Raw genomic sequence first — 22,867 nt, 5'->3', positions numbered from 1 at the left:
ATGAGCGCAAGGCGCTCGCCTTACTGCGCCTCTTTCTTCGGCTCGCGAATCTTGTACCAGGCCACGTACAGCGCCGGTAGAAACAGCAGCGTCAGCAGGGTCGCTATCACGATCCCGCCGATCATCGCGTAGGCCATCGGCCCCCAGAACACTTCCCGGGCGATCGGGATCATGCCCATGCTTGCCGCCGCTGCGGTGAGCAGGATCGGCCGGCGCCGGTGCTCCGTCGCTTCCACCACCGCATCCCACGGCGCGTAGCCTTTGCGCTCGAACTCGTCGATCTGGGTCACGAGGATCACCGAGTTGCGGATGATGATGCCGATCAGCGCCAGAATCCCGAGGATCGCCACGAAGCCCATCGGCGTGCCGGTCGGCACCAGCGCCAGCACCACGCCGATCAGCCCCAGTGGCGCGACACTGGCCACCAGGAACAGCTTCTGCACGCTGTGCAACTGAATCATCAGGAAGGTCGCCATCAGGAACAGCATCAGCGGCAACACCTTGGCAATCGGCCCCTGCGCCTTGCCACTCTCCTCGACCGTACCGCCGGTGGCGACCTTGTAGCCGACTGGCAGTTTGGCTGCGAAGTCATCAATGGATGGCTTGAGGATTTTCACCAGATCGGTCGGCTGAATCTCGTCACGCACCGACGCCTTGATGGTGATGGTCGGCAGGCGGTCACGACGCCACACCAGCGGCTGCTCCAGCTCGTAACGAACCGTGGCGAAGGCCAGCAAGGGAATCGACGTGCCGTTGGGCGTGACGATCTGCAGGTTCTGCAGGGTTTCCGGCGTACCGCGTTCCGAACTCACCGCGCGACCGACCACGTTGATCAGGTAGATATCGTCGTTGACCTGGGTCAGCGGGGCGCCACTGACGATGCTGTTCATCAGGTTCGCCACGTCTTCGGACGACAGCCCGAGCTGGCGCGCCTTGTCCTGGGCGATGTCGATGCGCAGGACCTTGCCCGGCTCGTTCCAGTCGTAAATGATCTCGCCGATGTGCTCGTTCTTGTCCAGCTCAGTCGCCAGGTCGATGGCGTGCCTGCGCACCTGATCGATGTCCTTGCCGCTGATCCGGTACTGGATCGGACGCCCCACCGGCGGGCCCATTTCCAGCGCCTGCACGTAGCTGCCGATGCCGACGAAGTCCTTGTGCAGCCGTTCGCGCAGGCGCTGACTCAAAGCCTCGCGGGCTTCGAAGTCTTTGCTGACGATCACCAGTTGCGCGTAGTACGGGTTCTGCAATTGCTGGTCGAGTGGCAGGTAGAAACGGATCGCACCCTGGCCGATGTAGGTGCTCCAGCGCACGATGTCCGCGTCGCCCTTGAGCGTGGCCTCGAGTTTGTCGACGGCCTTGCGGGTCTCGTCGATCGAGGCATTCTGCGGCAGGTTGAGGTCGACGAGGATTTCCGGTCGATCCGAGGACGGGAAGAACTGATTCTGCACAAAGCGCATGCAGAACACCGCCAGCACAAACAACAGCACGGTGATGCCGATGGCCCACCAGCGATTGCGCATGCACCACAGCAAGCCGCCGTTGAATGCGCGGCCAACGCGCCCCGGCTCGGCCTCATGGGGTTTCACGTTGGTGCTGAGAATGTGCACGCCGATCACCGGTGCGAAGAACACCGCCACGATCCAGGACACGATCATCGCCACGGCAATCACCGCGAACAGCGTGTAGGTGTACTCGCCGGCAGAACTGGCGTTGAGGCCGATGGGGACGAAACCGGCGACCGTCACCAGCGTACCGGTGAGCATCGGGAACGCCGTCGAGGTGTAGGCGAATGTCGCCGCCTCCTCCTTGCTCTCGCCCATTTCCAGCCGCGTGACCATCATTTCCACGGTAATCATCGCATCGTCCACCAACAGGCCGAGGGCAATGATCAGAGCGCCGAGGGAAATCCGCTGCATGGTGATGCCGCTGTACTCCATGAACACGAACACCATCGCCAGCACCAGCGGGATCGAGCACGCCACCACCAGCCCGGCGCGCACGCCGAGACTGATGAAGCTGACCACCAGCACGATCACCACCGCTTCGAACAACGCGCTGGTGAAGCCGCCGACGGCTTCCTCCACCACCACCGCCTGATCGGACACCGTGTGCACACCCACGCCGACCGGCAGATCTGCCGTCAGCTCATCGATGCGTTTATGCAGGGCCTTGCCGAACTCCTGGACGTTGCCGCCCTTCTGCATGGCAATCGCCAGACCGATCGCCGGCTTGCCGTCGAAACGGAATTCCGGTGTGGCCGGGTCGACGTAGCCACGGCTGATATCGGCCACATCGGCCAGGCGATAGAAGCGGTCGTTGAGCTTGAGATTGACCTCGGCCAGGTCTTTCTCCGAAGCGAACTGCCCCGAAGTCCGCACCGAAATCCGCTCGGGCCCCGCCTCGATGACACCGGCCGGGGTCACGGCGTTCTGCGATTGCAGGCTCTGCACCACCTGGCGTTGATCGATGCCCAGCGCCGCGAGTTTGCGGGTCGAGAAGTTCAGGTAGAGCACTTCGTCCTGCTGACCGATCATCTCGATCTTGCCCAGCCCCGGCACATTGCGGATCTCGGCCCGCGCCTGCTCCACGTAGTCGCGCAACTGGCGCATGGTCAGGCCGTCGGCGGTGAAGGCGTACACCGAGCCGAACACGTCACCGAATTCGTCGTTGAATCCAGGCCCCTGAATGCCTTGCGGAAACTGTCCGCGAATGTCGTTGATCTTCTTGCGCACCTGGTACCAGATTTCCGGAATGTCCTTGGCGCTGGTGGTGTCGCGCAGGTACACGTACACCGTCGATTCGCCGGGGCGCGTGTAGCTTTTCACGTAATCGAGGGAGTCGAGCTCTTCGAGTTTTTTCTCGATGCGGTCGGTGACCTGCTTGAGGGTTTCCTCTTGGGTCGCGCCCGGCCATTTGGTCTGGATCACCATGGTCTTGATGGTGAACGACGGGTCTTCCTCGCGCCCCAGATTGAAGTAGGAGAACACCCCCATGAGCAATCCGACGAACATCAGATACCAGACGAAAGACTGATGCTTGAGGGCCCATTCGGAGAGATTGAAAGAGCCTTTCATTGACTGTCCTCGTCAAGTTTCACGGATTGTCCGGGTTTGAGACTGTTGACGCCGGCGCTGACCACACGCTCGCCGTTCTTCACGCCCCCCGCGAGCACCACGCTGCTGTCGGTGCGGCTGATCACGCTGACGTCGCGCGGGTTGACGGTTTTGCTTTGGGTGTCGATGACCCAGATTCGCGGTTTGCCATCGACCTCCTGCAACGCTGTGACGGGCAATTCGATACGCGGCTTGATCGCCGAGCTGAGGGTGACGCTGATCGCCGTGCCAAGGCGGAAGCCGTCAGGCGTATTGGCCAGAGTCAACCGCGCGCGTCGGGTGCGCGTTGCGCTTTGTGCCTGCGGTTCGATCTCGCGCAGGGTGGCCGTGGTGTTGATGCTCGGGTCGAGCTGCCCGGCCACCAGAAACACCACGTCGGACGGGATCTCATCGACCAGGGTGTCCGGCAGATCGATCACCGCTTCCTTGATGTCCGGTTGCGCCAGGGTCACCACTTGCTGGCCCGCCGTCACTACTTGCCCGGCCTCGGCGTTCCACGCGGTCACCACGGCTTTGTGATCGGAGCGCAACTCGGTGTAGTCGAGTTGATCCTTGCTTTGATTGACTGCCGCCCGCGCCTGATCCAGCGAAGCCTGGGTGGTTTTCAGGTCGGTCATGGCAATGTCCAGTTGCGCCTGCGCACCCACGCCGCGATCAAACAGCGCTTGCTGACGGCGGGCATTGGCCTGGGCATTGATCAGTTGGGCCTGAACCCTGGCCAGGTCGCCCTGGGCCGAACGCAACTGGTTCTGCTGGTCGGACGGATCGAGGGTGGCGAGCAGCGTGCCCTTCTGCACCTCGGTACCGACATCGACGTTGCGGCTGGCAATGCGCCCGCCGACACGAAAACCGGTGTTGCTTTCATAGCGCGCCTGAATGCTGCCGGCGAAACGCCCGAGGTTTTCCTCGCTCATTGCTTCGACCTTGACCGACAACACCGGCCGTACCGGTTCCGGCGGTGGCTCGCTTTTCGAGCAGGCGGCCAGCAACACGCCAATGGATAACAGCCCCAGACGCTTCATGGCTGTGCTCCCGGTTGCAGATCCTTGTAGGTGTTTTCGGCAATTTCGACCTTCATCCCCGGATGCAGCAACTGCCCTCCCGCGACAATGACTTTCTCCCCGCCCTTGAGGCCCTCGCTGATGATGACTTTGCCGATCAGGTAGCGGCTGACGGTGACGTTGTGCAACTGCGCTTCGCCTTTGTCGTCAACCATCCACACCGCCGGATCGCTGATGTTCTTGGTCAGCGCCGACCACGGCAATTCAACCGCCGACTTGCCGGTGCCCTTGGCCGTGGCGCTCACCACCGAGCCCAGTTGCATCCCCTGCGGCAGGCTGTCGAGGCTGACCTTGACCTGCACCGTGCCGGACTGCGCGGACACCGCCGGGGTGATTTCACGCACGGTGCCGGTGGTCTTGATGGCGGGGTTGTCGAGCAGGCTGACAACAATCGAGCGCTCCGCCGGCCGCTCGGCCAGCAGGGATTCGTAAACGTTGAACACGGCGTCGCGGTCACCGTCCCGGGCCAGGCTGAAAATCGGTGCCGTGGCCTGAACCACCTGACCGACTTCGGCCTGACGTTCGGTGATGACGCCCGGTGCATCGGCGATCAGCGAGGTGTAGCTCAATTGATCCTTGGCGTTGGCCAACTGCGCCTGGGCCGCGCTCAAGGCACTCTGGCTGCTGCGCAGTGCGGCCTGCGCGGAATCGTATTCGCTCTGGCTGGTGTAGCCCTTGGGCAACAGTTTCTGCTGGCGGACGAACGCGGCGGCGCTCTGTTTGACCCGCGCCTGCTCGGCCACCACCTGGGCCTGGGCGGAATCGACGCTGGTCTGCAAATCCTTCGGATCGAGTTTGGCCAGCACTTGTTTGGCCGAGACGCGGTCACCGACATCGACCATGCGCTGGATGATCTTGCCGCCGACCCGGAACGACAGTTCGGTCTGCACACGCGCCTGCACATCGCCGGTGAGGGTCACAGCGGCAGCGTAATTGGCGGGGTTCACCTCCTGCACGAAGACCCTGGGCAGGTACTCGGCGGGGGCCTTTTTCTCGCCGCACGCGCTCAACAAAGCGAACAGACTCAGCATGACCGCTGTTTTCAATCCGGGACTCGCCATGCAGACTCCTTCCTGTGTACGAACGTGCAAGTGACGATACGACTGTGAGCTTAGAACAGGGTTCCGAGTCTGTGTGCGCGAATCTTATACTCCCTGCGATCGTTCCCACGTCGAGGCGTCGAACCGTCTGCGTGGTAACGCCGCCATGGACGCTCCGCGTCTGCCTTTGACGCAGATGCATTCCCACGCACAGCGTGGGAACGATCAACGAGGATTCAATGCTCAAGACCCTCGCGGTGGCCAATTACCGCTCGATCAATAAATTGGTAATCCCGCTGGGCCGCCTGAACCTGATCACCGGCCCCAACGGCAGCGGCAAGTCCAACCTTTACCGGGCGCTGCGACTGCTGGCGGAAACCGCTCAGGGCGGCGTAGTCAATGCGCTGGCCCGGGAGGGTGGTCTCGACTCGACCTTCTGGGCCGGGCCGGAAACCATCAGCCGACGCATGCGCAACGGTGAAGTACCGATCCAGTCCACCGTGCGCCAGGGTGTCAAACGCCTGCGCCTGGGCTTTGCCGGGGAAGATTTCAGCTATTCGATTGCCCTGGGATTGCCGGAGCCGAGCCGTTCGTTCTTTTCCCTCGACCCGGAAATCAAAAAGGAATGCATCTGGGCCGGGCCGCTTTATCGTCCGGCCAGTCTGCTGGTGGATCGCGACGGGCCGATGATCCGTACCCGCGACGGTCGCAGCTGGGACGTACTGGCCCAGCACACGCCGAACTTCGACAGCCTGTTCGATCAGGTCGGCAGCCTGCGCACCTCGCCGGAAGTGTTCCAGATGCGTGAGTTCATCCGCCGCTGGCGCTTCTACGATCACTTTCGCAGCGACGCCGACGCCCCGGTGCGCCAGCCGCAACTGGGCACACGCACGCCGGTGCTGCATCACGACGGGCGCGATCTGGCGGCCGCGTTGCAGACCATCCGCGAGATCGGCGATCCCGAGGCGCTGCAGGCGGCGATCAGCGATGCATTTCCCGGCGCACGTCTGAACATCGCGCCGCTGGCGGGCGGACGCTTTGCCATCGAGTTTTTTCAGGAAGGATTGCTGCGGCCGTTGTCGGCGGCGGAACTGTCGGATGGCACGTTGCGCTATCTGCTGCTGGTCGCCGCGCTGCTGACGCCACGCCCGCCATCGCTGATGGTGCTGAACGAACCGGAAACCAGCCTGCATCCGGATTTGCTGCCGGCGCTGGCGCGTCTGATTATCCGGGTTTCGGAGCAGTGTCAGGTGTGGGTGGTGTCCCATGCCCGGCGATTGATTTCGGCGTTGCAGGAAGACCCGGAATGCAATTGCATCGTGCTGGAAAAAACCCTCGGCCAGACGGGAATCGTCGGGCAGAGGGTTCTGGATGAGCCGGCGTGGAACTGGCCTGATTAGCCTCACATGATCGTTCCCACACCGTATCTGATCGTTCCCACGCTCTGCGTGGGAATGCCTCTGGGGACGCTCCGCGTCCAGTGACGCGGAGCGTCACGGGCTGCATTCCCACGCGGAGCGTGGGAACGATCATCTGTCAGGGAGTTAACCCTGCCACTTCCCGCCTTCAACAATCACGCTCTCAGGCTTGGTGTCATCACTCAGCTCTTTGCGCACATATTGGTCATACAGCTTGAGCAGGTATTTCTCTTCACCCAGCTTGGCCAACTCCACGTTCACCCAATCGCGCAATTCGATGTTGCCCTTCTTCACCGCCGGTGCAATCGGCGCTTCGGCGCCAAGTTTTTCGTCCAGCACACGGTAGCCCGGGTTCTGCTTGGCCCAGCTGAACAGCACCAGATTGTCCTGCGCGTAGGCATCGCCACGGCCGTTGGCCAGGGCTTGCAGGGACTCGGAGTTTTTCTCGAACTTCAGCAGTTTCCAGTCCGGGTGGTTCTTGGTCAGCCAGATATCGGCGGTAGTGCCGGTGGTGACGATGGTGGTGCGGGTCGCCAGGTCATCCAGTTTCTTCACTTCGCTGCCCTGCGGCACCAGCGCCTGCACCGCGACCTTGAGGTTCGGGTTGGTGAATTCCACCGCTTCCTTGCGCTCCGGAGTCACGGTCATGTTGGCGAGGATCAGGTCGACCTTGTCGCTTTGCAGGAACGGAATACGGCTCGCCGGTTCCACGGCCACGAACTCGACCTTGTTTTCGTCGCCCAGCAGATCCTTGGCGAATTGACGGCCGATGTCGGTATCGAAGCCGACGTAACGCCCCGCTTCGTTGACGAAACCGAACGGCGGCTTGTCGGTGAACACGCCGACGATCAGTTTGTCGCGGGCCTTGATCTTGTCCAGGTAACCGGCCGGCGCGGTGCTTTCACTGGCGACCTTCGGCTTGGCCGGTTCTTCGGTCTTGTTGCAGCCGGCCAGCAGCGCGAGGCTGATCAGCGGTAAAGCGAATAGGGCTTTGGCAGTTTTCATGGCAGTTCCAGTTCCTTGGTTTGAGTCGTTGTGGGCGAAGTCGTTGAAGTCAGCGCTTCGACGTAGGAGAACTTCTCCAGGAACTGCTGCGCGCGTGCGGTTTGCGGGTTCGTAAAGAAAAGCTCGGGCGGGTTCTGTTCAAGGATGCGCCCGCCATCCATGAACACGATGCGGTCGGCCACCGCGCGGGCGAAGGCCATTTCGTGGGTGACGATCAACAGGGTCATGCCTTCGCGGGCCAGGCCCTGAATCACTTCCAGCACCTCCTTGACCATCTCCGGATCAAGGGCGGCGGTGACTTCGTCGAAGAGCATGACCCGCGGGTTCATGCACAACGAGCGGACGATGGCGATGCGTTGCTGCTGGCCGCCGGAGAGCTGGCGCGGGAAGGCGTCGCGCTTGTCCGACAGGCCCACGCGTTCAAGCAACGCTTCGGCTTGTTGCTGTGCTTCGCGGCGTTCACGCTTCTGCACCTTGAGCGGGCCGAGCAGCAAATTGTCGAGCACGCTCATGTGCGGGAACAGGTGATAACTCTGGAACACCATGCCGATCTGCTGACGCACTTCGCGCCAGTCGGTGGCCTTGTCCAGCAATTCGCGACCGGCGAATTTCAGATGGCCGCTGTGGGCAGTTTCCAGGCCGTTCAGGCAACGCAGCAGGGTACTTTTGCCGCAGCCGCTGGGGCCGAGGATGACGATGACTTCGCCGGATTTCACTCGCAGGTCGATGCCCTTGAGCACCTGCTGTTCGCCGAAGAATTTGTTGAAACCCTGAAACTCGATCAATGCGCTCATGCTTGCGTCCAGCGCCGCTCCAGCACGCGCGAGGCGGCCGACAGCGGGTAGCAGATGAAAAAGAAAAACAGGAACAGCGCGCCATAGATCAGCATCGATTCGTAGGTGCGCTCGATGATTTGCTGACCGACCTTGATCACATCGACGACGCCGATCAGCACCGCCAGCGAACTGGTCTTGATGATCCGCGTGTAGACGTTGATGGTCGGTGGCGTCATGCGTTTCAGCGCCTGGGGCAGCAGTACGTAGCCGTAGAGCTGGACCGCGTTCAGACCGATCGACAGCCCCGCTTCACGCTGCCCGCGCGGCAACGAATGCAGCGCACCACGCGCCACTTCGCCGACCTCGCTGGCGCCCCACAGCGACAGCACCAGCACCGCGCACCAGAAGCTCGGCAGGCTCAGGCCGAAGAAAATCGGCAGGCCGAAAAACAGCAGGTACAACCAGACCAGCACCGGGATTGCCCGGAACAGCTCCAGATAGATTCGCAGCAGCGCGTTCAGCCACCTCACATTGAGCGTGCGCAGCACGCCGTAGAGCACGCCGCCGACGGTGCTGATGGCGATGCTCAGGAACGAGATCGACAGGGTTTGCCCGGCGCCTTTGGCCAATTGCGGCAACGACACCCAGAGCAGTTCAAGACCCGAACTGGCCATGCTGGAGCCTCCTTTCCAGACGGCTCAACAGCAGCGACAGCGGCAAGAACAACAGCACGCAGATCAGCGTCAGCACGGCGAGCATTTCGTAGGTTTTGTAGTAGAGCGCGATGTAGCTCTTGGTGGTGTAGAGAATTTCCGGCACCGCCACGGCCGAGACCACGGTGGTCTCCTTGAGCAGGAAAATGAAATTGGCGAACAGCGACGGCAGGCTGAGGATGCCCGCTTGCGGCAGGATCACGTAGCGCAGCAACTGGCCATGGGACAGGCCGATGGAGCGGCCCGATTCAAGCTGCGCCTGAGGCACCGCATCGACGCCGGCACGCAGCACTTCAGTGAGGTAGGCGCCGCCGAGGAAAGTCATGGTGATGATCGCGGCGGTGAATCCGGACACCTTGATCCCAAGGGCCGGCAACGCGAAATAGACGAAGAACAACTGGATCAGCAGCGGCGTGTTGCGCGCCAGCTCCACATACAGCCCGACCAGTTTTTGCAGGTAAGGCGTGCGGAACACCAGAATCGTCGCATTGAGCAATGCCACCAGCAGCGAGGTGCCGATGGCGATCAAACCGACCTGCAGCGTCACGCCCACGGCCTTGAGAAACGCCGGCAGGGTGCTGAGGATAAAAGCGTAATCGAAGGTCATGAAACATCCTGACGCCGCTCGGTAAGCGACGGTGGTGCAGTCCATGGACAGCGGGTAACTGTCCGGCAGGCACCGACTTTAAAGGCATAAGAAAAAGAATTTAAATACCGTTAAAGCATATTGATATCACGCAAAAAACTATCCTGCGGGTTTGCTCCGACAGAATAAGAAGGCTATTTTTCCTTTCGCTGTAGGACGGATCTTTTTTTCGTAAAAGCCCTCCAAGGACGAACAGCTTTTGGCCAGACTCCCCCGGCCAACCCCATAACAAGGAAGAGAACATGGACGTAAAAGTGCCGCAGCGACCGGACCCGCAGGATTTCGTGAAATGGCTGGTGGCCTTGCGCAGAGCGTTGAAAACCAGCGCTGCGTAGCCCCCACTTCGATCGCTCCCACGTCGAGGCGTCGAACCGTCCGCGTGGGAATGCAGACCGGGACGCTCCGCGTCCCATCAAGAGCCGAACGCAGAGCGTCCGATGAGGCATTCCCACGCAGAGCGTGGGAACGATCATCGCTGAGGCACACACAAAAACGCCGATGACCATCACTGGCCATCGGCGTTTTTTCAACCTTGAAGGGGGTTGTTGCTGCGTCGGATCAGAACGCCGGCAATACCGCGCCGTTGTACTTCTTCTCGATGAACGCTTTGACTTCAGGGCTGGTCAGGGCAGCGGCCAGTTTCTTGATGGCGTCGCTGTTCTTGTTGTCTTCACGGGCGACCAGGAAGTTCACGTAAGGCGAATCCGCGCCTTCGATCACCAGGGCGTCCTTGGTCGGGTTCAACTTGGCTTCCAGCGCGTAGTTGGTGTTGATCATGTCCAGGTCGACTTCTTTCAGAACACGCGGCAGCAGGGCCGACTCCAGTTCCTTGAACTTGAAGTTGTGCGGGTTCTTGGCGATGTCTTTTGGCGTGGCCAGGGCGTTCTTCGGATCTTTCAGTTCGATCAGGCCGGCTTTCTGCAGCAGAATCAGTGCACGACCGCTGTTGCTGCCTTCGTTCGGGATGGCGATGGTGGCGCCGTCCGGCAGTTCGGCCAGGGTCTTGTACTTGCTCGAGTAGCCACCGAACGGTTCAACGTGGACGCCTTGCACGGTCACCAGGTACTTGGCCTTGTCGTCCTTGTATTTACCGGCGTTGAAGCTGTCCAGGTAAGGCTTGGTCTGGAAGTAGTTGGCGTCCAGACGCTTCTCGCCAACCTGCACGTTCGGCTGTACGTAGTCGGTGAAGACCTTGATTTCCAGATCCACGCCTTCTTTGGCGAGGGTCGGTTTGATCAGCTCGAGGATCTCGGCGTGCGGAACCGGGGTCGCCGCGACAACCAGTTTCTCGCCGGCCTGGGCCAGGGAAGCAGTCAGAGCAGCCGCCAATGCGGTAAACAACAGAACCTTTTTCATGCAGTGTCCTTATCGAAAATCGGTCGTCATCGACGACGGCATTAATACGTGTGCCAGCGATGTGCTACTGCTGGCGTGAAGCGGACAATACCGGGATTTTTTATTCCCGGACAATAACGTTTATTCAGCTTCATATTCCATTTTGTTCATGTTGAACAAAATGGTTACAACGCCTCGCTCAGGCTCAACAGCAATTCTTTCAATGCCTTACGTTCGTCGACGGTGCCGTTTAGGCTGATGCTCGCCACCTGACGTTCGATCTGAACCAGCGGCCCAGACACCTCGGGCAGGTTCAGGTGCTCCGGCAGGATTTCATCGCCGGTGCTCACCAGCAGCGCAAAATGAATGACGTTTTCCAGCTCCCGGGTGTTGCCCGGCCAGCTGTGCTGTTCCAGCACCTGCTGCGCCGCTTCGCTGATCAGCGGCACCGGCAGATCCAGGCGCTGGCTATAGATGCCGAGGAAGTACTCGGCCAACGACAGAATGTCGCCGACCCGCGCGCGCAACGCCGGCAGTTCCAGATGCCCCTCGCCGAGATAGTGATAAAGCCGCTCGTGGAATTTCCCCGCCGCCACCGCTTGCGCCAGATCGATGCTGGTCGCAGCGACCAGGCGCACGTCCACCGGGCTTGGTTGATGAGCGCCGACGCGGGTGACTTCGTGGTTCTCCAGGGCGGAAAGCAATTTGATCTGGATCGGCAGCGGCAGGTCGCCGATCTCGTCCAGGTACAAGGTGCCGCCGTTGGCCGAGCCGAACCAGCCGGCGCGACTGCTGGCCGAGCCGCTGTAGCTGCCGGCGGCGTAGCCGAACAATTCGGCATCGGCGTAGGTCGGGCTGATCGCGCCGCAATTGACCGAGACAAACAAGCCGCTGCGATCACTGGCGCGGTGAATATGACGGGCGAGCAATTCCTTGCCGGTGCCGGTCTCGCCGCGAATCAACACCGAGATCGAGCGCGGTGCGAGCTGGGCCATTTCTTCGCGCAACTGGCGCGAGCGTGGATCGACGAACACCAGCGCCTTGGCACGAATGCTCAGGGGACTTTTTTCCGCATCGGGAAAGGTCAGCAACGGCTGGCCGAAGGTTTCAAAACTCATGGCAGACTCCCGCCCCAAATCGCCGGGAGACGGGGGCGTTGAAAAAATAAAAGTGGTCAGGCACGGCGCCGGGCGTGGTGTTCCATGCGGTTTTGCAGGCGATACAGATACGCGAATCCCTGCTCCCAGCGTTGATGCCCGGACTTCACGTTGATATGACCTGCGCCCGCGAGAATCCCAGCCTCGGCACCCCAGTTGCGCGCCAGTTCCAGCGCACGCGGCGCACTGACGGCGGCGTCGTTATCGGAGCTGACAACCTGGCTCGGGAACGGCAACAGATCGGTCGGGATCGGCGCGAAATTGCGCAGTGCCGGCACGCACGCCGGACGCTCGACATCCGCCGGTGCGACCAGCAGCGCCCCGCGCACCTGACGCAAATGCTGCAGTGGCGCGGTGGCCGCCCAGTGCGCCACGGTGATGCAGCCCAGACTGTGCGCGATGAGAATCACCGGCGAGCTGTCGGCGGCAATCGCCTCGGCCAGCGCCGCGACCCAGTCTTCACGACGCGGCGTCAGCCAGTCGGCCTGCTCCACCCGCGCGCTGTTGGGCAGGCTGTTCTGCCAGTGGGTTTGCCAATGATCTTCTGGCGATCCTTGCCAGCCCGGCACAATCAGATAACGGATTGATTCGTTGCGCATGGGGGAGCTCTCCTGCGTCGTGTCTGTTCCTGAACGAGTATAGGGACGGGATTTATATTCGTTAAGGAATAAGAAGCTATTTATTAAGACCCTAAAGGAATATTAAGCATTGGGCAAAAAAAGGGGCCGCACCCTGCCAAGGAGACGGCCCCGGAAAAACGTGAAACCCTTATCGTGCAGTGATCACCGACAGCTTGGTGATGCCCGCCCGCTCAATCGAAGCCATGGCTCGCGCCACTTCGCCGTAATTCACCCCGTCGTCGGCCTGCAATTGCACGCGCACTTCCGGGTCCTTGGCCTTGGCTGACTTGAGGTTGAACTCCAGCAGATCCGGCTGGATTTCGTCCTTGTTGATAAACAGTTTTCCCGCACCGTCGATGCTCACCACCAACGGGTCTTTCTGCTCGACCGGCGCCACCGCTTCGGTCTTCGGCAGGTTGATCGGTATCGCGTTGGTCAGCAGCGGCGCGGTGACGATGAACACCACCAGCAGCACCAGCATCACGTCCACCAGCGGCGTCACGTTGATCTCGCTCAGCACCTCGTCGCTGTCTTGCGTGGAGAAGGCCATATCAGGACGCCTCCTTCACTTTTGTTGCATTGCCCTGGGCCGCAGCCTTGTGCGCGGTCGGGTGGATCAGCACGCGGAACGCGCTCTTTTGCGCCAGGCTGTAGAAGTCGTGGGCAAAGTCGTCCAGGTCCGCCGCCGTCAGTTTCAGACGACGCAAAAAGTAGTTGTAAACCAGCACCGCCGGCACCGCGACCGCGATCCCCACACCGGTGGCGACCAGCGCTGCACCGATGGGCCCCGCGACCGTTTCGAGGCTCGCCGAACCTGCCGCGCTGATGCCTTTCAACGCTTCCATGATTCCCCACACCGTGCCGAACAGACCAATGAACGGCGAGGTGCTGCCAATACTCGCGACCACCGCCAGACCGGTTTCCAGCGAACGGCGTTCGCGGACGATCTGCTGGCGCAAGGCTCGCTCAAGACGATCCTGATGGTTGATCGCCTGGCTCAGGTCATTGGCCTGTGGCGCCTCGCCCACCTGAATCGCCGCATAACCGGCCTGTGCCACCCGCGCTGCCGCGCCGGGCTGGGTTTCGCTCAACTCGGCGGCGGAGTCCAGACTCGACGCCGCCCAGAAGCGCTTGTGAAATTTGCGGTCCTGCGCCTTCAACCGGCCGAACTGCAGCGCCTTGAGCAATGCCAGGCCCCAAGTGGCGACGGAGAAGACCACCAGCAGCCAGATCACCGCGCTTTCGATGGATTCCAGTGGAGATGCCAGTAACGTCATGATGTGTTCCCTCGTGTGTGGGAGCCGAGCTTGCTCGCGATGACGGTTACAGACACACCGCGAGAATAAAGCCGGCTGATTACCAATTAATGAATCTTGAAATCGATGGGTACGCTGACCCAGCCGTCCTGGGCGACATCACCCTGCTTGGCCGGCACGAAGCTCCAGCGCTTCACGGCGTCCAGCGCCGCGTCGTCGAGCTGTTGCCGGCCACTGCTTTTCTGAATCTGGATCTCGCCCGGTTTGCCGCTGGCCAGTACGTGTACCCGCAGCAACACCGTGCCTTCCCAACCGCGACGCTGGGCCAGCGATGGATACTCAGGCGCCGGGTTCTTCAGGTACGCCGCGTTGGCCGAGGCCGGCGTCACCGGAGCAGGTGCCGGTGGTGCAGGTGGCGCTGGCGCGGCGACCGGGGCGGCCGGTTGTGGCGGAGCCGGTGGTTGCTCGACCACTTTTGGCGCCGGTTTCGGTACGGGTTTGGCGACCGGTTTCGGTTTGGGAGTCGGCTTCGGTTTCGGTGGTGGCTTGGTTGCCAGTTCGTCTTCCACTGGCGGCGGTGGCTCGACCACAGGTGCCGGTGGCGGCGGTACAACCACAGGCGGCGCCGGGGGTGCCGGGCGCGAAAACTCGATGGTCATCGGTGGAATTTCCGGCGGCACGATCGGCAGCGCCGGTGTCGGATGCTGGTTGATCCAGTAGATCACCGCGCCATGCACCACCAGCGCCAGAACACCGAGCAGAATCGTTTCGCGGCGGCTCAGAATGCCCTTGGGCGCGCGCTGCAAACGCAGCTGCCCCAACGGCACACGATGGGGCCGGCCGAGATCGACCAACTCGCCGCTCGGCGCCTGGCGCCACAGCACCTCCTGTGCACTGGCGGCGGTCTGGACATTGCCCATTGATTTACTCCCTGCGGTCTCTTTGCGTTTTTTCGCGTAGCCGATTCGCCGCTTGTTGAATCCCCCACGGCGTGATCGATGGGTCAATCATTGGGGCTGGAGGCTTATCTCCGAAAGTAATTTTTCATGTTATGAATAGACGTTTATGGAATATATGAAGCGGTCATTTCCGCCAAAGCCACGGCCCGCAAGGCGTCCAGCGATTCGTCGAAATCAACATGCTTTCCCGGCATAAAAAGTATTCATCCAAGGCATCGGGTTATCGATGACCCGGGATTCAGTGACAACTAATACCAAGGTGATAATTGACGAGTTTTCTAAAATACAAACAAAAAGGCCGATGCATGTTTAATGCATCGGCCTTCGATCTACGAAACTTCTTATTGCTTCACAAACTCCCCGGCCAGACCGACTACATCACCGTCAAAGTTGGTGCGAGAACCCACCGCACGAACTTTCGAGTAGTTGTGATCCGGCGAGAACAGCGTCCAGGACTGATAGCCAGTGCCTTCATTCAGAGCCGCGAAAGTAATGATCGTAGGCTGCCCGGTGCTGTTCTGGAAGTGGTAGTGACCGTACGCGATGTCGTAGTTCACGCCGTTCTGGCTGAACTTTCCGCTGAAGGTGCCGTTGGAGTCGTTGCCATCGGTAATCGTCAGTTTGGCGCCAGCGTTAGCGTTTACATAGTTGCCATTAATGCTCGACATAACGAGATTTCCTTTATCGTTGGATAAGTTTCTTCCGATGAGAGCAAGTTCCCTCCTGGAAACTCACGACACTCAGGATGGTTGGACATTCATTTATTGTCCACGCGACTCTTCAACGAAATTGCTATATGCACTGATAAAATCGCTCATGACTTATTTCGAACCTGACAAACATTGATAGCATTTAATCTAACAGCGGTTGCTCATCTACTCCCCGCTCATGGCATATCCAATACTGCATCAGGCCTGTTTGCACGTTGATCGCGATGACCAAACCATCGGGGACTACATGTAAAAACGCTATACCTGTCAAGTTTGACAGGTGACAGGTCCTCGCCCTTGTCTCATAAATAAAACCGATGTACCGGGTTTATCTATCTGTTCAAGGAGATTCGCCATGAATGCCATACGCCTGATCAGCTCTCTACTTCTGATGGTTCCGGCCTGCATGCAGGTCGTACAGGCCGATACCACGGCGCAGACCAACGACCAGCTCAACGTCGTACCTGTTCAAGAGATCGCGCCCCGCTCGGGGTCACAGCTTGCCCTTTCGGTATCGGTTCATAACAAAACCGCCGCCCCGATCAATGTCTTCCAGGGAGGAACAAAAAATCTCGTGCAACCCAAAGATTCCTGGACTTCGGATTACTCGAAAGGTGTCGTAACCCTGACGCCCACCGGAAAGGATTCGAAAATCCTGTTCGTAATCTCCGAAGGACAAAGCGCCAAGTGCAAAAGCGAGCTTTGCCTGACAGTACAGTGACGTCCCGCGCAAGGCCTCAGAAGTCGTAGCGACCGGTGACACCGAGGGTACGCGGCGTACCGAGCAGGCCTTCATAGCCGCCGTTGCCGCCGGTCCACAGGGTCGTGTAATAGGTTTTGTCGAAGGCGTTTTTCAACCACAGCGAGACGTCCCATTGACCTTGATTGAAATCGCCGCGCAGGCCGGTGGAGAGATTGACCACCGCGTAACTCGGGATCTGGCCGTAGTCGGAATCTTCGACTGTGCCCACCGCTTTGGAGCGGAACGCGTAGCTGCCGGTGACGTAAGGCTGCAGACCGTTGGCCAGATTCCATTCGTATTTGCCGTTGGCGTTGCCGATCCATTTCGAGGCGCCTACAACCTGATGGCCGCTCAGGTCGCAAGAGGCAGGGGCACCCGGCGCCTGGCTGACTTCGGGCGGGCACGGCGCGTCCTTGTAGGAGAGATAGCTGACGTCGTTGTACGAGCCGTTGAAGTTCAGCGTCAGGCCGCGGAGCGGAATCAAGGTGCTTTCGAATTCCACCCCGCGCGAGCGCACTGAACCGGCGTTGGTCAGGTATTGCACACGGTTGACGTCGTCGTAGGCGTTGGTCTGGTACGCGTTGACCTGAGTCCAGAACACGTTGGCGTTGAGCTGCAAACGCCGATCCCACAGCGTGCTCTTGAAGCCGAGTTCGGCGTTGTTGGCGCGCTCGGTGCCGATCAGCAGCGAGTCGGCCCCAGCGGTCGGGGCCGAGCCGACCACAAGGTTGACCCCACCGGATTTCTCGCCGTGAGACAGCGTGGCGTAGCCGAGCAGATCATCGGTGAAGCGATAACTCAGGTTGAGCAATCCGGACGGGCTGGAGCTGTATTGATTCAGATCACCGGAATCGTAGGCGCCAGTCCGGCCGCGTCGCGCGGTGGCTGCAGCACCCGTGACAGCGGCGCCACCGACCGGCGCATCACGATTGACCCAGGCGTTCTTTTCTTCATAGGTGCCACGCACCCCGGCGGTGAAATCCAGACGCGGGGTCAGGTGCCAGGTGCCTTGAGCGAACAACGCGAAACTGTCGGTCTTGATATGGCCACGGCCGACGCTGTTGACGTTGGCCAGCGCGCCCCGTGGTGTGCCGTTCCAGATATCTGCCTGCGGGCCGTAATAGGCGAAGGATTTGTTGTCCAGATCCGAACCGAAATAGTAGGCACCGAGGACGTAATCGAAGAACTCGCCTTTGGGCGATGCGAGGCGAAATTCCTGGGAATACTGTTTGTCCTCCACCGACACCCCGGCGTTGTAGGTCGCCGGCACGTTGAGGCCATCATCGTTGCGCGGGGTGAAATTCCAGAAGCGGTAGGAGCTGACCGAGGTCAGGGTGAAGTCGCTCGGCAGGGTCCAGTTGGCCTCCACCGACGTGCCGCCCTGATGCACGGTGACGTGCTGGTCATTGTCCAGATTGACCTTGCGGTGCGAGCCGTTGACCAGCGTCGCGCCGGCAGCGGCAGCACGGGCCGAGTAGAGATTGACGCCATTGATGGTCGGCCCGGTGTTGTACAACACGCGGGTGCCGGCGCTGGAATCCTCTTCGTTGTAATCACCGATCCAGCGCAGATTGAAGTTTTCGTTGGGCTTGAACAGCAACTGCGCACGGAAGCCGTCGCGGGATCCGCCGTTCAGGTCATGGCCGTTGAATTCGTTTTTGATGTCGCCATCGCTGCGGGTGCGATAGGCGGAAATGCGCCCGGCCAGTTGATCGTTGAGCGGCCCCGAAAGCGTGCCCTTGGTCTGGAAGTAACCGTCCTCGCCGACCGAGGTTTCGATGCTGCGCTCCGGGGTGAAACTCGGCGCGCGGGTGCTGATGTTGATCACCCCGGCGGTGGTGTTCTTGCCGAACAACGTCCCCTGCGGCCCGCGCAGGACTTCCAGTTGCTCGATGTCCATCAGGTCGAACACCGCCATCCCCGGGCGCCCCAGATAAACGTTGTCGATGTACAGGCCGACGCTGCCTTCCAGGCCATCGCTGGCCGGGTTGTTGCCCAGGCCCCGGATCGACACGCTGGACTGGCGCGCATGCATGTAGGCGACGTTGACGCTGGGCACCAGTTGCTGCAGATCCTGAATCCGATAGACCCGCTGCGTCTCCAGAGTCTGGCCGCTGACCACACTCATCGGCGTCGGGACATCCTGAGAACTTTCTTCGCGACGGCGAGTGGTGACGGTCACGGTTTCCAGTTGCGAAGTGGCGGTTGCGGTCTTGCCTGTCGAGGCCGGCTCAGGGGTTTGCGTTTCAGTGGCGTAGCCGTGGGTCCAGCTGGCACTCCCCGCCAGCAACAGGGCCAGAGGCAGACGTTTGAGCCGTCGTGGCGGCGGCGGTGAAGCGAGGTTCAACGGACTCATGGGGCTGCTCCTGGTCAAAAAACACGCAGACATCTTCCATGCCGCATATTCTTTTAAGTTATTTATTTATGTTTTTACAAAGATTTACTGCATAAGAGATTGCCTTTATAAGGAGTCGACCTAATGCATATCCAATGCATTTCCCGGATATTTTTTATGTGAAAAATGCATATCGACTTGCGCCAGCTCAGACACTTCATCGCCCTCGCCGAACAACGCAGCTTCGTCGCCGGCGCGCAGGCGGTGAACCTGTCGCAGTCGGCGTTCAGCCGCAGCATTCAGGCGCTGGAACACAGCGTCGGTTGCCAGTTGGTGGATCGCGGGCGCAAGGAATTGCCGCCGACCAAACAGGGCCAGGTGCTGCTTGAACACGCGCGGCGACTGGTCAGCGGTGCGCAGCAGATGGCCAACGAGATCAGCCAGTTCAACGGCCTGGAGGCGGGGGAATTACGCTTCGGTTGTGGCCCGGCGCCGGCTGCAGGTTTGATCCCGCGAGCGATTGGCAGCTTCATCGGTCGCTACCCGAAAGCGCGGGTGCATTACCAGGTCGATGACTGGCAAAGCCTGAGCAAGCGACTGCTGAGCGAGGAGTTCGAATTCTTCGTCGCCGACACTCGGCACTTCGAGGCAGATCCGGATTATTTGACCCACCGGTTGCGACCGCGCAAATGGCATTTCTGCTGCCGCTCCGGGCATCCGCTGTCCGCATTGGATCGGGTCACCGCCGAGCAATTGATGAGTTATCCACTGGCCGTCAGCATTCGCCCGCCGAACCTGCGCAAGGTCATCGTCGACCTCAGTGGCCGGCCGGATTTCGTCCCGAACGTGGAGTGCGAAAACAGTGCGAGCCTGCTCGGCGTGGTGCTGCGCTCCGACGCGATCGGCATCGTCGGTGCCTATTCGGATGCACTGCATCAGGCACGGGGTGAGTTGGTGTGCTTGAAGGTCGAAGGGTTGGCGGATGATCTGGAGGAGCTTTACACCCGTTACGGAATCGTCAGCCGCGCCGGGTATCGGCTGTCGCCGTTGGCCGAGGCGATGATCGAGCAGATCAAGGCGATCGATGCGGTGGAAGAAGAGGTGTGTTCACTGGCGAACCTCGCCGTCTGACTTGACCTCTTCGTGAGCAAGCTCGCTCCCACAGGATCGATGTCGATCACAAATTCTCTATCCGCCAACAAACCACTGTGGGAGCGAGCTTGCTCGCGAAGAGGCCTGTGCAGGCGCCGATGCATTTCATGCATGGCAAGCATTCCCCGAATGCACTTGCCGAACACCCTCGCCGAAAGCGAAAAACCTCGCCTGTCTTTCTGACTGGTGCCCCCCATGTCCAACCCGCAAAACCCCGTGCGCAACGTGCTGTACATCATGTGCGATCAGCTGCGCCGCGATTACCTGTCCTGCTACGGCCACCCGCACCTGCACACCCCGAACATCGATCGCCTGGCCGCCGCCGGCGTGCGCTTCAGCCGCGCCTACACCCAGGGCACGATCTGCGGGCCGTCGCGGATGTCGGCCTACACCGGACGCTATGTCAGCAGCCATCAAGTGGCGTGGAACGCCGTGCCGCTGCCGCTGGAAGAACTGACCATCGGCGATTACCTGCGCCCCCACGGCATTCGTACTGCGCTGGTCGGCAAGACCCACGCCACGGCCAACGTCGATGCCTTGCAGCGGCTGGCGATCAACCCCGAAAGCGCCCAGGCCGAAGTGCTCAACGAAGTCGGCTTCGAGCCGTACGTCCGTCACGACGGCATCTTCCCCGACGACCCGCTGTTCGATGACAAACGCGAATCCGCGCCCTACACCCATTACCTGCGCGAGCAAGGTTTCGAAGGGCGTAACCCCTGGCACGACTGGGCCAACGCGGCTGAAGGTGACCACGGCGAAATCCTCAGCGGCTGGAAAATGCGCAATGCCCATTTGCCAGCGCGAATTCCCGAGCAACATTCAGAGACTGTCTACACTACAAATCGAGCCATCGACTTCATCAGTGAGCAAGGTGAAAAACCGTGGTTTTTACACCTGTCCTATATCAAACCCCACTGGCCCTACATCGTACCGGCGCCGTACCACACTTTGTACAGTACGAAATCGATTCTCGAGCCGGTACGTAATGCCTCTCCAAGCGACCACCCCGTCTATCAGGCCTTTTGCCAGCATGAGGAAAGCCTGAATTTCTCCAAAGATCCGGTACGACTGAACGTGATCCCGACGTACATGGGCCTGGTCAAACAGGTTGATGATCAGTTGGGGCGGCTGTTCGATTTCCTGCAAAGCAACGGTCGCTGGGAGGACACGCTGATCGTGTTCACCAGCGATCACGGCGACTTTCTGGGCGATCACTGGCTGGGTGAGAAGGAGTTTTTGCTGGAGCAAGCGGTGGGCGTGCCATTGATCGTGCGCGACCCGCGTGCGGCGGCGGATATCACGCGGGGCACGGTCGATGAACGCCTGGCGGAAACCATTGACGGCGTGCCGACCTTTCTCGAAGCGCTGGGCGTGACGGGCGCGGAGCATCGACTGGAAGGCCGCTCGTGGATTCCACTGCTGCACGGTGAAAACCCTGACTGGCGCCGCTATGCGATCAGCGAATACGACTACGCCTTTCAGGCCCCGGCGCGGGAGCGACTGGGCCAGCCGATCGACCGCTGCCGCATGACCATGGTGCGCAGCGAGCGCTGGAAATACCTGGCGTACGACGGCTTCAGGCCGCAGCTGTTTGATCTGTTGGATGATCCGCGGGAGCTGCAGGATCTGGGCGCAGATCCGGCGTATGCAGCGGTGCGTGAGGAACATGCGGGGTATCTGTTCGAGTGGGTGCGCGGGTTGAAGCGGCGCACGACCATCAGTCATCAGGAGATCGATTTGCGTGGGCAGCGGTTTCGCTATGGGGAGCCGGAGACCGAGAAGCTCGTTCAGATCGGTGTCTGGTAATTAAAGGCATCGCTGGCAAGCCAGCTCCCACAGAATTTGCGTGCACCGCAAACTTGTGGGAGCGAGCTTGCTCGCGATGAGGCCCGATCAGACGCCAACGATTTCAGCGCCTTTGACGGTCTGACTACGCTGCCCCGAAGCCCCGACCGGCACCTCCCCTTTCAGCGTCACCCGACGCACCACCCGATCCTGAGTGCCGTAATCATCAATCGCATAATGCTGCGTCGAACGGTTATCCCAGATCGCCACATCCCCGGCCTTCCAGCGCCAGCGCACGACGTTCTCCTGGCGGATCACATGACTTTGCAACAAGCCAAACAAGTGCGCTGAATCAGCCTGGGAATAACCCTTGATGCGCTTGACGAAATGCCCGAGCAACAAGCTCTTTTCGCCGCTGATCGGGTGTACGCGAACCACCGGATGCTCGGTCTCGTAAACGGTCGAGGTGAAGATCTTCCGATAGCGCTCAAGCTTCTCGGCCGAAACGTCCGGCTTCACGGCGGCGTAGTCGTACTCGTTGCTGTGCACGGCCACCAGTTTGTCTGCCAGCTCACGCAATTCGGTCGGCAGTTCGTTGTACGCCGTCGCGGTGTTCGCCCAGAGGGTGTCGCCGCCGAACGCCGGAGCCACCACCGAGCGCAGGATGGACGCTTTCGGGTAGGCATCGACGAAGGTCACGTCGGTGTGCCAGGAGTTGGCGCGCTGCCCTTCGGCGCCGTCCAGCTCCAGCAGGTAACGGGTGCCCTCGCGGGACGGCACGGTCGGGTGCGCCACCGGCTCGCCGAGCAGATGCGCGAAGGCTTCCTGACGTTGATCGTCGAGCTGGGTCTGCTCGCGGAAGAACACGACCTTGTACTGGATCAGCGCCTGTTGAATGGCTTCAACCGTCGCGGCATCCAGCTCACCGGACAGGTGCACGCCACGGATTTCGGCGCCGATACGGCCGGCCACCGGATGAATGTCCAGCGCGTGGACAGCGGGTTTTACAGCGAGTGCGGCATTGCTCATGGGTAGACCCTCATC

20 protein-coding genes are annotated in these 22,867 nt (G+C 60.7%); 4 read left to right on the top strand and 16 right to left on the bottom strand.

Annotated elements, in window-relative coordinates:
- Positions 1 to 20 precede the first annotated feature (20 nt).
- Genes IHQ43_RS01235 through IHQ43_RS01225 form a run of 3 tightly spaced genes read right to left on the bottom strand, consistent with a single transcriptional unit; the run spans position 21 to position 5,235 of the window.
- The gene (locus tag IHQ43_RS01235) at positions 21 to 3,074 is read right to left on the bottom strand and encodes an efflux RND transporter permease subunit (RefSeq protein WP_192563100.1); all 3,054 of its coding nucleotides are present in this window, start codon (positions 3,072 to 3,074) and stop codon (positions 21 to 23) included.
- Positions 3,071 to 4,135: an efflux RND transporter periplasmic adaptor subunit gene (locus IHQ43_RS01230; RefSeq protein ID WP_192563099.1), complete on the bottom strand. Its 1,065-nt coding sequence runs from the start codon at positions 4,133 to 4,135 to the stop codon at positions 3,071 to 3,073. Before IHQ43_RS01230 ends, IHQ43_RS01235 begins: the two co-directional genes overlap by 4 nt.
- Positions 4,132 to 5,235 (bottom strand): efflux RND transporter periplasmic adaptor subunit, encoded by a 1,104-nt coding sequence (locus IHQ43_RS01225; RefSeq protein ID WP_192563098.1) that lies wholly within the window; start codon positions 5,233 to 5,235, stop codon positions 4,132 to 4,134. Before IHQ43_RS01225 ends, IHQ43_RS01230 begins: the two co-directional genes overlap by 4 nt.
- A gap of 218 nt (positions 5,236 to 5,453) precedes the next feature.
- Between IHQ43_RS01225 and IHQ43_RS01220 the strand changes: the two genes are divergently transcribed.
- Positions 5,454 to 6,614 (top strand): AAA family ATPase, encoded by a 1,161-nt coding sequence (locus tag IHQ43_RS01220; protein WP_192563097.1) that lies wholly within the window; start codon positions 5,454 to 5,456, stop codon positions 6,612 to 6,614.
- A 144-nt stretch (positions 6,615 to 6,758) separates the two neighbouring features.
- Here IHQ43_RS01220 and IHQ43_RS01215 read toward each other — a convergent pair whose 3' ends face one another.
- The 11 genes from IHQ43_RS01215 to IHQ43_RS01165 form a co-directional block, all read right to left on the bottom strand.
- Complete coding sequence (locus IHQ43_RS01215; RefSeq protein WP_192563096.1) at positions 6,759 to 7,637, bottom strand: transporter substrate-binding domain-containing protein; 879 nt, start codon at positions 7,635 to 7,637, stop codon at positions 6,759 to 6,761.
- Positions 7,634 to 8,431, bottom strand: coding sequence for an amino acid ABC transporter ATP-binding protein (locus tag IHQ43_RS01210; protein WP_192563095.1), 798 nt, complete (start codon positions 8,429 to 8,431; stop codon positions 7,634 to 7,636). The genes IHQ43_RS01215 and IHQ43_RS01210 overlap by 4 nt, the downstream gene beginning before the upstream one ends.
- Complete coding sequence (locus IHQ43_RS01205) at positions 8,428 to 9,087, bottom strand: amino acid ABC transporter permease (protein WP_192563094.1); 660 nt, start codon at positions 9,085 to 9,087, stop codon at positions 8,428 to 8,430. Before IHQ43_RS01205 ends, IHQ43_RS01210 begins: the two co-directional genes overlap by 4 nt.
- The gene (locus IHQ43_RS01200) at positions 9,068 to 9,733 is read right to left on the bottom strand and encodes an amino acid ABC transporter permease (RefSeq protein WP_007918712.1); all 666 of its coding nucleotides are present in this window, start codon (positions 9,731 to 9,733) and stop codon (positions 9,068 to 9,070) included. Before IHQ43_RS01200 ends, IHQ43_RS01205 begins: the two co-directional genes overlap by 20 nt.
- A 597-nt stretch (positions 9,734 to 10,330) precedes the next feature.
- Positions 10,331 to 11,128 (bottom strand): MetQ/NlpA family ABC transporter substrate-binding protein, encoded by a 798-nt coding sequence (locus IHQ43_RS01195; protein WP_011331930.1) that lies wholly within the window; start codon positions 11,126 to 11,128, stop codon positions 10,331 to 10,333.
- Positions 11,129 to 11,292: 164 nt separating this feature from the next.
- A complete protein-coding gene (locus tag IHQ43_RS01190; RefSeq protein ID WP_192563093.1) occupies positions 11,293 to 12,225 on the bottom strand; it encodes a sigma 54-interacting transcriptional regulator in 933 nt (310 codons plus the stop codon).
- A gap of 56 nt (positions 12,226 to 12,281) precedes the next feature.
- Positions 12,282 to 12,863: an alpha/beta hydrolase gene (locus tag IHQ43_RS01185; protein WP_192563092.1), complete on the bottom strand. Its 582-nt coding sequence runs from the start codon at positions 12,861 to 12,863 to the stop codon at positions 12,282 to 12,284.
- A gap of 169 nt (positions 12,864 to 13,032) precedes the next feature.
- Positions 13,033 to 13,434, bottom strand: a complete 402-nt coding sequence (locus IHQ43_RS01180) for an ExbD/TolR family protein (protein ID WP_003220570.1) — start codon at positions 13,432 to 13,434, stop codon at positions 13,033 to 13,035.
- 1 nt (position 13,435) lies between these two features.
- Positions 13,436 to 14,161, bottom strand: a complete 726-nt coding sequence (locus IHQ43_RS01175) for a MotA/TolQ/ExbB proton channel family protein (RefSeq protein WP_085608585.1) — start codon at positions 14,159 to 14,161, stop codon at positions 13,436 to 13,438.
- An 86-nt stretch (positions 14,162 to 14,247) separates the two neighbouring features.
- Positions 14,248 to 15,060: an energy transducer TonB gene (locus tag IHQ43_RS01170; protein ID WP_192563091.1), complete on the bottom strand. Its 813-nt coding sequence runs from the start codon at positions 15,058 to 15,060 to the stop codon at positions 14,248 to 14,250.
- A gap of 380 nt (positions 15,061 to 15,440) precedes the next feature.
- The gene (locus IHQ43_RS01165) at positions 15,441 to 15,767 is read right to left on the bottom strand and encodes a hypothetical protein (protein WP_008081769.1); all 327 of its coding nucleotides are present in this window, start codon (positions 15,765 to 15,767) and stop codon (positions 15,441 to 15,443) included.
- Positions 15,768 to 16,164: 397 nt separating this feature from the next.
- Here IHQ43_RS01165 and IHQ43_RS01160 point away from each other — a divergent pair, with 397 nt between their 5' ends.
- Positions 16,165 to 16,530 carry a hypothetical protein gene (locus IHQ43_RS01160; protein ID WP_192563090.1) on the top strand — a complete coding sequence of 122 codons (366 nt, stop codon included), beginning with the start codon at positions 16,165 to 16,167 and terminating at the stop codon, positions 16,528 to 16,530.
- Positions 16,531 to 16,546: 16 nt separating this feature from the next.
- Here IHQ43_RS01160 and IHQ43_RS01155 read toward each other — a convergent pair whose 3' ends face one another.
- Positions 16,547 to 18,907, bottom strand: coding sequence for a TonB-dependent receptor (locus IHQ43_RS01155; protein ID WP_192563089.1), 2,361 nt, complete (start codon positions 18,905 to 18,907; stop codon positions 16,547 to 16,549).
- 165 nt (positions 18,908 to 19,072) lie between these two features.
- On the opposite strand from IHQ43_RS01155, the gene IHQ43_RS01150 reads away from it, so the two are divergent.
- Positions 19,073 to 20,017, top strand: coding sequence for a LysR family transcriptional regulator (locus IHQ43_RS01150; RefSeq protein ID WP_192563088.1), 945 nt, complete (start codon positions 19,073 to 19,075; stop codon positions 20,015 to 20,017).
- A gap of 216 nt (positions 20,018 to 20,233) precedes the next feature.
- On the top strand, positions 20,234 to 21,844 hold the full coding sequence (locus tag IHQ43_RS01145) for an alkaline phosphatase family protein (RefSeq protein ID WP_192563087.1): 1,611 nt from the start codon (positions 20,234 to 20,236) through the stop codon (positions 21,842 to 21,844).
- An 87-nt stretch (positions 21,845 to 21,931) separates the two neighbouring features.
- Here IHQ43_RS01145 and IHQ43_RS01140 read toward each other — a convergent pair whose 3' ends face one another.
- Positions 21,932 to 22,852, bottom strand: coding sequence for a TauD/TfdA dioxygenase family protein (locus tag IHQ43_RS01140; protein ID WP_192563086.1), 921 nt, complete (start codon positions 22,850 to 22,852; stop codon positions 21,932 to 21,934).
- Positions 22,853 to 22,867: the final 15 nt, after the last annotated feature.

Source organism: Pseudomonas gozinkensis (assembly GCF_014863585.1).
In the GTDB taxonomy this organism is placed as follows: Bacteria; Pseudomonadota; Gammaproteobacteria; order Pseudomonadales; family Pseudomonadaceae; genus Aquipseudomonas; species Aquipseudomonas gozinkensis.
Note: the sequence above shows the minus strand (reverse complement) of the source record. Positions and strands in the feature narration are given on the sequence as shown.